Origin of the sequence: Arthrobacter sp. 92 (genome assembly GCF_050260325.1) — a bacterium.
In the GTDB taxonomy this organism is placed as follows: Bacteria; Actinomycetota; Actinomycetes; order Actinomycetales; family Micrococcaceae; genus Arthrobacter.
In genome coordinates this window covers 4351522-4363909 of sequence record NZ_CP189863.1, presented here as the reverse complement: position 1 = coordinate 4363909, position 12388 = coordinate 4351522, and the positions used below count along the sequence as shown (strand labels likewise).

The window sequence follows — 12388 nt, the reverse complement described above, 5'->3', positions numbered from 1 at the left end:
CGGTACCATCGTGACCATGCGCGGAGTTTTCGACATCGCTGGGCCTATCCTGGAAGTGTTGGTGTGGATCTGCCTTCCTCCTGGTTTGGTGCTCCTGCTGACCGCCGGCGTGCTCAGGCGGCTTGGCGAACAATGGACCCAATCTGAGGGTGTTGTGTATGCCGACGAAAGCGGAGTGGGATTCCGCTGGTTCGACCATCACTTCCACGTGCACAACGCACCCATGTCGCCCCACGACATCAGCCATATGGCGCCCGGGGACCCCGTCACCATCCATTACGCCACCAAGACCCCGTCCCAGTGGCAGACCTCCGCGCCCCAGGTGCGCGGGGAGACGGCAGGGGTCCTGGGCCGGGTGCTGACGGGCATCGGCGCAGTGGCTATGGTCTCGGGTTTCTTTCTGCCGCTGTTCTGACCTGCCGCTGTTCCGGGAGGACTTGCCTGGGCATAGGAGCAGGTCCTCCCGGGGCCCCTATCAGCGGGGGCCGGCGGGTTCTGCGGACAGGGCGCCCCTGACCGATGGCCAGGATTTCAGGACCTCCAAAACCTCAGGGTTGCTCTCCACGAGGAGGCATTCCCGGAATGAGTCCTCAAGCAGCCCGTCCATGGTGACGCGGCGGCCGGAGGAGGCGCTGAGAATGGCGGCTTCCACCATCGCCAGGCTCATGACATTCTGGTGCGCCTGCCCCATGGGGCTGCTGCCTGTGCGAAGCGCCAGCACAAAGTCCCGCAGCGAGCCCGCGATCTCCTGGCCCGGGTCTTCGCTGCTTCTTCCCCTGGCTGGAGTCCCGGTGGTTTCAATGGTGGGCTCGTTCTCGCCGTCCCACAGGACGGAGCCGTGCTCGCCGCTGATCCGCCATGCGGCATTCCAGGAGGTCTCCTTGCCCGGGCTGCACCAGCTGCCGGTGAACACGAACCGTTCCCCGCCGGTCATCTCGAAAACGGCAGTGGCGCATGCGTCGCCGCGGTACCAGCTCCAGGGCGGGTTGTACTCCTCGCAGAAGACCGAGACAGGGTCGGCGTCGAGAACGAACCGTGCCATGTCGAACTGGTGGATGGCCATGTCCAACAGCAGCGGATGGTCCATGGCGTCCCTGAATCCGCCGAAGCGCGGGGCCTTGAAGAAATCGGCCGAGACGATGCCCACGCTGCCTAGCGAGGAGGCCAGCCGCTTGGCCTCGAACAGCTGCCGGTTGTATCTGCGGGACTGGCTGACCATAAACAGCTGACCGGACAGTTCGGCCGCGGCGGCTAGGGACAGCCCCTGCGCCACGGTGGAGGCCACCGGTTTTTCGCCCAATACCGGCAGGCCGGCGGCCAGCGCTTCGACGGTCACAGGGTGGTGCGCTGCGGGGACGGTGACATTGATGACGGCCCGCGCCCCAACGTCGGCCGCCAGCTGAGCGGTACCGATGCCGACCGGGAGATCCGGGCGCCCCAGCGCGGTTGCCGCCGCGCGGGCTGCGCCCAGATCCAGGTCCACAATGCCGGCCAATTCCACCAGCGGCGACTGCTCCACGGTACTAAGCCAGGCGCGTCCCATGCCGCCGGCCCCGACGACGATGACGCGAAGAGGAGTGCCGTCCTCGGGAATGGTGGCGAAAGTCATGCTCATGCGTTGGCCCCTTGATAGCTCTTGCCGTTGAAGAAGTCGTTGGTCTCGTAGCGCAGAAGTTCCGGGTAGGCGCGCACCGGTCGGTCCGCGAGAGCCCATATGACGGCGTTGGAGATGACCCGGCGGACATCCTTGTGGTGGTAGACGGGGTAGTCCTGGTCGCCGGGGCTGAAGAAGAAAATCTTGCCGTGGCCGCGCCGGAACGTGCAGCCTGACCGGAACACTTCCCCTCCGCTGAAGGAGCTGATGAACACGAGTTCTTCCGGGGTGGGGATATCGAAGAATTCTCCGTACATTTCCTGCTGATCGATGATGATGGGGTGCGGCACTCCCTTGGCGATCGGGTGCGTGGGGTCCACTGTCCAGACGAGTTCGCGGTCCTGCTCGGATCGCCAACGCAGCGTGCAGGAGGTGCCCATGAGCTTGGTGAATATTTTTGACCAGTGACCGGAGTGCAGCACAATGAGTCCCATGCCGGCCAGGACGTGACGGTGCACGCGATCCACAATGTCGTCGTCGACGTCGGTGTGGGACATATGCCCCCACCAGGTCAGAACATCGGTGTTGGCAAGGACGTCTTCGGTGAGGCCGTGATCGGGCTCGTCGAGGGTGGCAGTCCTGACGCTCACCTTGGCGCCGAGGTTCTCCTCGATGCCGGCTTTGACGGCTCCATGCATGCCATCGGGGTAGAGGCGGGCCACGTTCTCGTCGCGCTTTTCGTGCCGGTTTTCGCTCCAGACGGTGACCCGGATGGCACCGGTGTGGGAAGGGGCTGTGTCAGCCATGGTTGCTCCTTGAAATGAAATGGTGATTGGAAGATGTGATGGACTGGATTATTTGACCGTGCTGTTATGTCACGGCTCCTATTTCACGGCTCCGCCGGTGGTGCCTGCGGCGATGTACTTCTGTGCCGCCACCAGCAGGATGATGGCCGGAATGGAGGCGAGCACCGCCGTGGCCATGACCGAACTCCAGTCGTTCACGTAGGCGCCGATGTACTGGAAGATTCCCAGGGTTACGGGCCGGACGGCTTCGGTGGTGGTCAGGGTCAATGCGAACAGGAAGTCGCTCCACGCGAACAGGAAGGTAAAAAGCCCGGCCGTGATCAACGAGTTCCGGCTTAGCGGCAGCACAATCGACCAGAAGGCGCGGAAGTGTCCCGCACCATCCACCCTGGCGGCCTCAATGACGGAGGCTGGCAGGCCGTTCATAAATGCCCGGATGATGAGGATCGCGAACGGGATGCCGTGGGCCGAATCCGCCAGGATCAGGCCGGGGATGGAATTGAGCAGGCCCAGATCGTTGTACGCGGTATAGAGCGCATTGGCCACCACGATGCCCGGGATCATCTGGCTGATCAGGATCGCGAAGAGCACGATTCCGGCCCCGCGCACCTTGAAGTAAGCCAGGGCATACGCGGCCGGAGCGGCGATGGCCAGGCTCAGCGCCACGCTCCCCAGCGAAATGATCAGGCTGGTGCCCAGATTTCCACCTTGTTCGCTGATGGCGGTGGCATAGCCGGTGAAATCTGGCTTCAGCGGCAGCCACGACGTTTCCAAAGTGGCTCCGTTGGGCTGCAGGGAGGCATTGACCATCCAGTAGACCGGGAACAGCATCACGGCCAGAAAGAACAGGGCCAGGGCCGTGGATCCCCAGTTCTTCCGGTCTTCAGGCGCGCCGGGCTTGCCGGGACGGTGGACTGGACGGGAGACCGTTCTCGTCGTCATGGTTTCCTCACTCATCAACAGCCCGCCGGCTTGCCCGGAGGTACAGGACCGCGAACACCAGGGAGATCGTCACCAGGACGTTGCCCAGCGCGGCGCCCTCACCGAACTTGAACTCCTGGAAGGACAGCGCGTATGACTGCGTGGCGATGGTCTGGGTTGAGTTGGCGGGTCCGCCATTGGTCAGGCCCAGTATGATGTCCAGCACCTTCAGCGTGTAGACGACGCCGAGTACCAGGACAACGCTCACCACCGGCCTGAGCATGGGCCAGGTGATGTGCCGGAACGCCTTCCAGCCGGTGGCGCCATCCAGGGAGCCCGCCTCGTAAAGTTCATCAGGGATTTCCCGCAGGCCGCCGTAGAGGATGGTCAGGTTGAAAGGAATGCCGATCCAGATGTTCACTCCGACGACGGCGATCAGGGCCAGCGAGGTGCTTGTCAGCCACGGCACGCCGGTGTCCACGATGTGCAGCTCGCCCAGGAACCGGTTCAGCGCCCCGCTGTCCTTGTCCAGGATCCAGCGCCATACTGCGCTGGAAACGATCAACGGCAGGAGCCAGGGGAGCAGCAGCAGGCTTCGAAGGATCCCGTTAAGCGGAAACTTTCGCTGGAAGAAGATGGCCAGCGCCAGGCCGACCGCGAATTGGCCGGCTATCGAGCCGACGGTGAACAGCGCTGTATTGACCAGCGAAGTGGAGAATAACGACGACGACAGGACGGTCACGTAGTTGGCCAGCCCCACCCACGGGGCTTCGCCGGTGAAGAATGTGGCGGTGGTGTAGTCCTGGAAACTCATAACCACGTTCTTGACCACGGGATAGCCGAAGAACATGGCCATGTAGACCACGGCGGGCACCAGGAACAGCCATTGGAAGAGACGTTCGCGGCACCGGCGGGTGCGCCGACCCGGAACCGGAGCCGGCAGGCTGCCCCGGACTTTGGAGAGCGCGGGCCCGGTTTTCGCCTGGGACAAATCGGCTGTCAATGACATGGCGGCCTGCTCACTTGCCCTGGGCTTGCTTCAGGGCCTCCGAGGGGGACGCCTTTCCCGTGAGCGCTGTCTGGATGGCTGTGTAGATTTTGGTGGCCTGGGCCGGCCATCCCTCGCCGAGCTGGCCGGTCCGCGCACGGGCGGTCTTCACGAGCTCGGTGAAGGTGGCTAGCTTGGGGTTCTCGGAGGCGAACTTTGTGGCGAGGGAGGTTTTGGACGGAATAGTGTTCCGGACCTTGGCCATAGCCAGCTGGTTTTCGTCGCTGTTCATGCATCCGACGACCTCTGCCGCCTTGGCCTGGCGGGCCTTGTTCCCGGTCTGCGGGACAGTCCAGACTTCGCCGCCCAACGGCGCTACCGACGTCTGGGTGGCCTCCCGGACCGGGATCTTGACCACTCCGTACTGCAGGGACGCCTGCTTATCGAGGGACGGGATCTGCCATGGGCCGTTGACCATCATGGCGGATTTGCCTGCCAGGAACTGGTCCTTGACGTCGGCCTGAGTCCAGTTCAGGGCGGACGAGGACACCGAGCCGTCCTTGACCAGGTCGGTCCACAGCTGCAGTGCCTGCGCTGTTTCCGGGGTGTTTATGTCCTTCTCGTTACCGCCGTTGGACCACATGACCGGAAGGAACTGCCACGTGCCTTCGTAAGTGGGATTGGCGTTGAAAGCCAGGCCGTACTGCTCGCCTGCCGTCAGTTTGAGGGCTGCCGCTTTGAGTTCCTCCCAGGTGGCCGGCGGTGTGATCCCGGCTTTTGCAAGGATGTCCTTGTTGTAGAAGAGCGCGATGGTGTTGACGGTTGGTGCCAGTCCGTAGACCTTGTCTTTGTACGTTCCGGCGCTGAGCACCCCAGGAGCGAAATCGGCAGTGCTGATGTTGAAATCGGAGAGGGGAGCGAGGGCGCCGGTGGCAGCGATCTGCTGCAGGTCCGGGTTGTCCAGCATGAGCACGTCCGGGAGGGTCTTGGACGAGGACTGCTGCAGGACCTTGGAAATCAAGGATTTGCCCGGGACGGTCTCTCTTTTGATGGTGACGCCGGCTTTGACGCCGCAGGCTTTGAGTGCGTCGCCTATAAAGGTCTTGTCCGGCTCGTTGTTGTAGTAATCCATCACTGAGACCTCCGAAACGCTTTGGCCTGTACCGGCGCCGGCGCCAGCGCCGCAGCCGGAAAGTATCAGGGGGAGGCCAACGGCGGCCGTTACTGTGAGGGCCAGAGCCCGGTGTGTTGTGGTTGCTGACTTCATTGTCTGTTCCTTCTACTTGGATGATCCGTGCAATTACGTAACTGCGGTTGGCGCGGCCGGGGCAGCGTCATCTCGGGTTGAATCGTCGATGCGTATCGACGATTGTCGTGCAAGTTTGGGGTAGTTGATTGGGAATGAGGAAGGGAGGGTTATGTTCCGCTGCGTGGGCGGAGTGTGCTGGCCCGGTGTGTGATGGCCGGGGGTACCAACTCCAGGGATTCGTGTGGTCCGGTGGAGTCGCTGGCGAGGAGTTCACAAATGATCTTGACCGCTCGCCGTGACACTTCGGCCGGGCGCAGGTCGATAGTGGTGAGTGGCACAGGTTGGAGCTCGGCCAGGGCGGCCGAGGAGTTCCCGATGACCGACACGTTCTTACCCGGGGTGAGCCCCCGGGCTGACAGTGCTTGCCGCAGGATTTCCTGGGTGCCTCCGTCGGGGGCGATGAAGGCAGGAACATCCGGCGTGCGGGCAAGGGCCTTGTCGACGGAATTCGCGATGACCTCGCGGTTGGTCCCTCCCGGGAGATGCAGGACCCGTACGCCACGCTCCTTTGCCGCACGGTCCGTACCGCGGAAGAACCGTTCCACATAGTTCACGTGCCGGTCCACCACCCCGGGCTGCCAGCCGATCACCGAAATAACGCTGTGGCCGGCGTCGGCCAGTTCATTGACACATAACTCGCCTGCCAGGTCGAAGTCCGCATCGATGCATACCAAACCCGCATGGTCACGCGGTATTCCAATCAGGACCACCGGAACATTGAGGGTTCTGGCCACGGGCACCCGCTCGTCGTCACCTTCCACCTGCATCAGGATCAGACCGTCGCAAATCTGCTGACCTACAACGCGTCTGATGCCATTGGCCCCTTCGTCCTCGGTAACAAGGAGGATGTCGTGGTCGTATTGACGGGCGGTGGTGGCAATGACGGAGATGAACTCCATGATGGAACTCATGTGCAGCTCGGGGATAAACGGGATCACCAGGCCGATCACGCGGGTCCTCCGGCTCGCTAGGGCTCGCGCGCCCGCATTGGGCTGGTAGGTCAGTTGCTCGATCGCTGCTTCGACTTTTTTCCGGGTTTTTTCAGAGATGGGCCGCTTGCCGCTCAGGACATAGGAGACGGTGCTCTGGGCAACACCGGCCGCCTCCGCAACGTCTTTGCTGGTTGGCACGCTCCCGACCTCCTTGGCCTGTGAGGGGATTTGCCCATCCGATGTGGATGGATCGTCGATGCGCATCGTCGAAGCGTATCGAGAAAGATCATGACACACATCACATACCTGTTGCAATGATTTTTGGTTGGATGCGCCAGCCGCGGCCCCTAGGGCTCGAAATGCGTCTTGGCCGGTCCTTGCCCCAGGGCATCCACAATCGACGTCGCCACGCCGTGGAGTTTGACGTTGCGGGTGCTGGAAGCGGCTTTGAGGAACTGGAAGGCCTCTTCCTGGCTGCAGCGGTTCTGCGCCATGATGATGCCCACGGCCATGTCGATGGCGGTGCGGGATTCCAAGGTCGCCTTGAGATTGGCGGTCGTTTCGCTGTAGTGGGCGAACCGGACGGCCAGCCGGAGGGCGAGCGAGGCCTGCCCCACGAAGTCCTCGGCGAGGCCCAGGACCCGGCCATCAAACCGTCCCCGCCGATGGGAATAGAGGTTCAGCGCGCCACGGGTGTCATCACCCTCCAGTTCGAACGGCACAGCCAGGATGGAGCGGACCCCGAGGTCGAGGACCGTTGCAGCATAGGTGGGCCAGCGTTCATCGCTCCCGAGGTCCTTCACGTGGACCGTGACCTGTTCGCGCGACGCCGTCATGCAGGGGCCGTCACCGAACGCGTACTGGATCTCGTCCAGGGACTGCGCCTCAGGGCTGCTGCTTGCCACGGTGGCGGCCTTCCGGTGCCTCAGGAGCGTGATTCCGCACAGTACGGCATCTCCGGATTCGGAAAGGCTGCGCGCGGAGGTGCGGGCGAGTTCATGGAGGAAATGCTCGACGTCGGGACTGTTCAGCACGAGTTCGTGCAGATGCTTGCTGATTGACGTTCCGGTTTTTGCGGTCGACTCGCTGGCCACGATTTTCTTGCTGCCGTTTCGTTCAGGTCAAAACGAACCGGCTCTGCGCGGGCCAGGGCCCCTGGCGGAGGGGCCGGGGAAGAGGGCAGCGAAAGCCGGAACGTAGAACTATCCATCGGCTCGCTGCTAAACCGTACCGAGAAATTATATACATCACTTGACCGCCTCCTGGCACACATGACAGGGCGCCGAATCCGGGTCGAAAGGCCCTCGCAAGCCGTCGCCGGCTGCCGGATAGTGGGAGAAAAGCGGCCGCCGCGGTCCATCCGCATTTCTGATCGCGCCCGGAAGAGGACAGCGGCCACGTCCTGACGGGAACGGCTGGCGATGAGTATTTTTGAGGACAGGGTTGAGGCCGGACGCAGGCTCGGTAAGAGGCTGGAGTACCTTCGCGGCCAGGACATCGTGATCCTGGGCCTGCCGCGCGGCGGGGTTCCGGTGGCGTTCGAGGTTGCCACGGCGCTGGATGCGCCGCTCGACGTGATTGTGGTCCGGAAGCTGGGCGTGCCGTTCCAGCCCGAACTGGCCATGGGGGCCATCGGCGAAGGCGGCGCGCGGGTGCTGGATCCGCACATCGTGGCGAGCGTCCGTGTCACCGAGGCTGAGTTGGAGGCCGTTGAACAGCGGGAGCGTGCCTTGCTTGAGACCCGGGTGGCGCGGTTCAGGAAGGGCCGGGCACGCACTGACCTCAAGGGCCGCATCGCCGTCATTGTGGACGACGGGATCGCCACCGGCTCCACCGCCCGGGTGGCATGCCGCATTGCACGTACGCTGGGTGCGGCGAAAGTGATTCTGGCCGTCCCTGTTGCTCCGGCCGACACCCTCGCCGACCTGACCGAGCCCGACGAGATCGTCTGCCTGGCCACTCCGCACCAGTTCACTGCGGTGGGCTACCACTACCGTGATTTCTCGCCGACGGACGACGCCGAGGTGGTGCTGCTGCTGGACGCCGCGGCGAAGCGGCTGCACAGCGCCAGGTCCGCTGCCTCCGGGACCGATGTTGATGAGGAAGTGCAGATTCCCTGCGGGAGCGTTCGGCTCCAAGGGCATCTCTACGTCCCGGCGCCGGGAACGAGCGTGGTGGTATTCGCGCATGGAAGCGGCAGCAGCCGTCACAGTCCACGCAACCGTTTTGTCGCCTCTGTGCTCCAACAGGCGGGCCTGGGAACCTTGCTCCTGGACCTGCTCACTCCCGCTGAGGAGCTCAACCGGGCCAACGTTTTTGACATTGAGTTGCTTGCGGGCCGGCTCGCCGCGGCCACCGAGTGGCTGGGCGCCCGGCCGGACACCGCAGCAAGCACTGTGGGCTACTTCGGGGCAAGCACCGGCGCGGGCGCGGCGCTGTGGGCGGCGGCCGATCCGGGTGCCCGGATCGGAGCGGTGGTCTCGCGCGGTGGACGACCGGATCTCGCCGGTACCAGGCTGTCCGCCGTCCGGGCTCCCACCCTGCTGATAGTCGGCGGCGCCGACCATGAGGTGCTTGAACTCAACCACTGGGCCAAGGCCCTGATGCGCTGTACCAAAGAACTGGCTGTGGTTCCGGGAGCCACACATCTTTTCGAAGAGCGCGGCACCCTGGCGGAGGCTGCCGCCCTGGCACGGGACTGGTTCCTCCGCTATCTTCAGCCTGGCGCGAATGAAGCGCACGACGAGGCGGACAACTGAGGCATCCCGGCCGCGGGTAATGCCCCGTGTGTCCTAGGCCCCTGGCAGCAGATCCCGGTAGAGCGCGACGTGGTCCGACACCATTCGCCTGATGCTGAACCGCTCCTCCGCGGCCTTGCGGCAGGCACGCCGGTCCAAGCCGGGCACAAGGGAGAGCGCCTCGGCCAACTCAGGGATTCCGGCACGAAGAAATCCGGTGACGCCGTCGTCGACGATTTCCGGGGCGGCTCCGGAACCGGTGCCCACCACGGGAGTCCCGCTTGCAAGGGCTTCGACCATCACCAGGCCGAACGGCTCCGGCCACTGGATCGGATTCAGGAAGGCCACGGCGCCGCCCATGAGTTGGAATTTTTCGCCCGCAGTGATCTCTCCAATGAACTCCACTTCCGGACCCAGCAGCGGAGCGACCTGGCTGTCGAAGTAGTCCTGCTCTTCCTTGCCCTGGATGCGGGCCGCCATCAGGAGCCTGATCCCCGCACTCCGCGCTATGAGGATCGCTTCGCGGGGACCCTTATCAGGGCTCATCCGCCCAAGGAACGCCGCGTAGCCCCCGCGGCCGTCACCCACCGGGATGGCATCGACGTCGATGCCATGGTGGATGACCCGGGCGATCCGCACCCCGCCAGCATCCGAAGCCTGGTGGTGTGAGATTGCCACCATGGCCACGTCATCACCCAGATGACGGTACAGCTCGCCCAGCTTGGATCTGAATGGCCCGTGGTTCGTGGTCACCACGGGCAGCGACCCTGGCCGGTAGCGGAAGAAAGGGCCGGCCACAGTGTGATCGTGAACCAGATCCACATCCTTGAGCGCGGCGTAGGCGCTGGCCACATGATAGAGCTCGGTGGTGGCCGACCAGACGGCCGACGAGCCGGCGCAAGGCTCAGGCATATGGGGCACCAGGGGCACCGGGCACGTGCTGCCTTTGGGGGCGGCTAACAATACGTCATGACCGGCTGCAGCGAGTCCGCGTGCGAGGCCGTCCACCACCACCTCGGTGCCGCCATATTTGGGCGGAGGCACGGTCAACCACGGCGGCGCAATCAACCCGATGCGCACGCTGGATCACCTCCTCACTTCCGGGGAAGCTGCGGGACTCCGCAACCTCAGGGTGCCAGCGGGGAGCGTGGATTCCCAGTGTCTTTAGTCCCGCCCGGGATTCCCTTGAGAGCGTAAGTGCGTCTTGGTACTGTGTAGTAATCAGTCTGGGGTGATAAGTAAGAAGTCGGTGAAGCAGTCGCCGCTAAGTCTCTCGGTGCCTTGGGGAGTCGAATGAGCCCGGAACTGCTAGTGCTGTATCAACGCCGATTAGCCACACTGAATCACTATTTCTCAACCGTTGTTGCATTGAGCTCCGTCATGGTTGGGGACATTGCCGGGGCGCGCCATGTGGCGTGAACCGATCCGGAGGCGCACCGAAGACCTGTTGCGCGACTTTGTATCCCGCGCTGATGAGCTGGTGCGTGCCCAGGACCAGATGCAGGGTCTGCTGGGCGCGGTGGTATCCCTAACTGAGGATCTGAGCCTTGAGGCTGTCCTGGACCGCGTCGTCCAATCGGCCTGCGAGCTGGTGGGTGCCCGCTACGGCGCCCTGGGTGTGCTCAACGACGATCAGGAGCTGGGCCACTTCATCACGGTTGGAATCGATGACGAAGGCATGCGCCTGGACGGCGATTTGCCCACGGGCGGGGTTTTCGGCCATCTCCTCCGCCAGCCCCAGGCCCTGCGGGTGGACGGCCTCGGTGCACATCGAAGGCCCGGCGGCTCTCCATCCGACACTGCTTCGATGAATGCTTTCCTGGGCGTTCCGGTCAGGGTGCGGGGCGCGGTGTTCGGGAACCTCTACCTCACCGAAAAGATTGACGGCACGCCCTTCACCGGGGAAGACCACGATCTGGCCATGGCGCTGGCGGCCGCCGCGGGCGTCGCCATCGAGAATGCCAGGCTTTTCGAGGACGCCCGCCGTCGCCAGCAGTGGCTTGAGGCAGGCCTGGAAGTCAGTGACCAGCTGAGTTCGGCACTCTATCCAGGCGAGACGGACAATCTTGACCTTGTGGCGGAGCGAGCCCTGGCCGTATCGGACTCCATCCTCGCCATTGTGGCCAATCCCGACGGCAATGGCACCATGCGGTGCAGGACCATGGTGGGCGCGCAGTCGCTTGTGGCCGGGCACGAGCTCCCCGTCTCCGACGTCATGGCGGCGGTCCTCGAGACCGGAAACTCGGCAATGGTGAAGGACCCTACTGAGATCTTCGGGCCGGACGCCGGCGAGAAACTTGGTCCGCTTCTGATCACAGCCTTGGGGCGCAACAGCAGCGACTGCGGGCTCCTCATCCTTGGCCGCCCGGCCGGAGCCCCCTATTATCTGCAGTCCGACATCCAATCCAGTGCGGTGTTCGGATCCCGTGTGGGGCTGGCCCTGGGGCTGGTCCGCGCGAGGCGGCGCCGCGAGGAACAGCTGCTGTCCATGGACAGGGACCGGATCGCCCGGGACCTGCACGATCTCGTTATCCAGCGTCTGTTCGGTGCAGGCCTGAGTATGCAGAGCCTGCGCCGTTACACCCCTGACCCTGTGGCGCAGGAGCGCATCTCGGGCGTCACCGCGGAACTCGACAGCACCATCCACGAACTCCGCGACACCATTTACTCCATGCGGACGGGGCGCGGGCAGAAGGAGCCGTTGACCGGACTGGTGATGCGGACAATTCACGATGGGATCCGGAACTCGGCCTTTTCCCCCAAGGTCCACCTGACCGGACCGGTGGACGAAGCCGTTCCCGACTCAGTCGTGGAGCAACTGCTTCCCGTCTTGTCCGAAGGGCTGAGCAACGCCGTCCGGCACTCGGGTGCGGATGAACTCACCATCTCCCTGACGGCCAGGCTGGACCGTGTTGAACTGCAGATCACGGACAATGGGCGCGGATTCGAGAACCCGGAGCGTGTCAGCGGGATCGCCAATATGGAGCACCGGGCAGCGTGCCTAGGCGGCCGCTGCAGCATCCGCAGCAGCCCGGGAAACGGCACCCGCCTGACGTGGAGCGCCCCCTCGAAGTGAGGACGCCGAAGGGATGGGGCCGCT

At 64.0% G+C, this 12388-nt stretch carries 11 protein-coding genes; 3 read left to right on the top strand and 8 right to left on the bottom strand.

Annotation, left to right across the window (positions count from 1 at the left end; genetic code table 11):
* The first annotated feature begins 16 nt into the window (after positions 1-16).
* Positions 17-415, top strand: a complete 399-nt coding sequence (locus ACP4XC_RS20260; protein ID WP_427175179.1) for a hypothetical protein — start codon at positions 17-19, stop codon at positions 413-415.
* Positions 416-475: 60 nt separating this feature from the next.
* On the opposite strand, the gene ACP4XC_RS20255 is transcribed toward ACP4XC_RS20260, so the two are convergent.
* From ACP4XC_RS20255 to ACP4XC_RS20225, 7 genes are all read right to left on the bottom strand, one after another.
* Positions 476-1615, bottom strand: a complete 1140-nt coding sequence (locus ACP4XC_RS20255; protein ID WP_427172517.1) for a Gfo/Idh/MocA family protein — start codon at positions 1613-1615, stop codon at positions 476-478.
* Positions 1612-2400: a ThuA domain-containing protein gene (locus tag ACP4XC_RS20250; protein WP_427172516.1), complete on the bottom strand. Its 789-nt coding sequence runs from the start codon at positions 2398-2400 to the stop codon at positions 1612-1614. Before ACP4XC_RS20250 ends, ACP4XC_RS20255 begins: the two co-directional genes overlap by 4 nt.
* Positions 2401-2478: 78 nt before the next feature.
* Positions 2479-3342 (bottom strand): carbohydrate ABC transporter permease, encoded by an 864-nt coding sequence (locus tag ACP4XC_RS20245; RefSeq protein WP_427172515.1) that lies wholly within the window; start codon positions 3340-3342, stop codon positions 2479-2481.
* A gap of 7 nt (positions 3343-3349) precedes the next feature.
* Complete coding sequence (locus tag ACP4XC_RS20240; protein WP_427172514.1) at positions 3350-4330, bottom strand: carbohydrate ABC transporter permease; 981 nt, start codon at positions 4328-4330, stop codon at positions 3350-3352.
* A 10-nt stretch (positions 4331-4340) separates the two neighbouring features.
* Complete coding sequence (locus ACP4XC_RS20235) at positions 4341-5576, bottom strand: sugar ABC transporter substrate-binding protein (protein WP_427172512.1); 1236 nt, start codon at positions 5574-5576, stop codon at positions 4341-4343.
* A 149-nt stretch (positions 5577-5725) separates the two neighbouring features.
* Complete coding sequence (locus tag ACP4XC_RS20230) at positions 5726-6748, bottom strand: LacI family DNA-binding transcriptional regulator (RefSeq protein WP_427172511.1); 1023 nt, start codon at positions 6746-6748, stop codon at positions 5726-5728.
* A gap of 149 nt (positions 6749-6897) precedes the next feature.
* Complete coding sequence (locus tag ACP4XC_RS20225) at positions 6898-7644, bottom strand: GAF and ANTAR domain-containing protein (RefSeq protein ID WP_427172510.1); 747 nt, start codon at positions 7642-7644, stop codon at positions 6898-6900.
* Positions 7645-7971: 327 nt separating this feature from the next.
* Here ACP4XC_RS20225 and ACP4XC_RS20220 point away from each other — a divergent pair, with 327 nt between their 5' ends.
* Positions 7972-9309 carry a phosphoribosyltransferase family protein gene (locus ACP4XC_RS20220; protein ID WP_427172509.1) on the top strand — a complete coding sequence of 446 codons (1338 nt, stop codon included), beginning with the start codon at positions 7972-7974 and terminating at the stop codon, positions 9307-9309.
* Between the two features lie 33 nt (positions 9310-9342).
* On the opposite strand, the gene ACP4XC_RS20215 is transcribed toward ACP4XC_RS20220, so the two are convergent.
* The gene (locus tag ACP4XC_RS20215; protein ID WP_427172508.1) at positions 9343-10368 is read right to left on the bottom strand and encodes a glycosyltransferase family 4 protein; all 1026 of its coding nucleotides are present in this window, start codon (positions 10366-10368) and stop codon (positions 9343-9345) included.
* Positions 10369-10696: 328 nt separating this feature from the next.
* Here ACP4XC_RS20215 and ACP4XC_RS20210 point away from each other — a divergent pair, with 328 nt between their 5' ends.
* The gene (locus ACP4XC_RS20210) at positions 10697-12364 is read left to right on the top strand and encodes a GAF domain-containing sensor histidine kinase (RefSeq protein ID WP_427172507.1); all 1668 of its coding nucleotides are present in this window, start codon (positions 10697-10699) and stop codon (positions 12362-12364) included.
* Positions 12365-12388: the final 24 nt, after the last annotated feature.

Excerpts from the sequence above, each read along its gene's own strand:
- ACP4XC_RS20210 (WP_427172507.1), top strand. The coding sequence starts at position 10,697 with ATGTGGCGTGAACCGATCCGGAGGCGCACCGAAGACCTGTTGCGCGAC.
- ACP4XC_RS20245 (WP_427172515.1), bottom strand. The coding sequence starts at position 3,342 with ATGACGACGAGAACGGTCTCCCGTCCAGTCCACCGTCCCGGCAAGCCC.
- ACP4XC_RS20240 (WP_427172514.1), bottom strand. The coding sequence starts at position 4,330 with ATGTCATTGACAGCCGATTTGTCCCAGGCGAAAACCGGGCCCGCGCTC.
- ACP4XC_RS20255 (WP_427172517.1), bottom strand. The coding sequence starts at position 1,615 with ATGAGCATGACTTTCGCCACCATTCCCGAGGACGGCACTCCTCTTCGC.
- ACP4XC_RS20260 (WP_427175179.1), top strand. The coding sequence starts at position 17 with ATGCGCGGAGTTTTCGACATCGCTGGGCCTATCCTGGAAGTGTTGGTG.
- ACP4XC_RS20235 (WP_427172512.1), bottom strand. The coding sequence starts at position 5,576 with ATGAAGTCAGCAACCACAACACACCGGGCTCTGGCCCTCACAGTAACG.
- ACP4XC_RS20250 (WP_427172516.1), bottom strand. The coding sequence starts at position 2,400 with ATGGCTGACACAGCCCCTTCCCACACCGGTGCCATCCGGGTCACCGTC.
- ACP4XC_RS20220 (WP_427172509.1), top strand. The coding sequence starts at position 7,972 with ATGAGTATTTTTGAGGACAGGGTTGAGGCCGGACGCAGGCTCGGTAAG.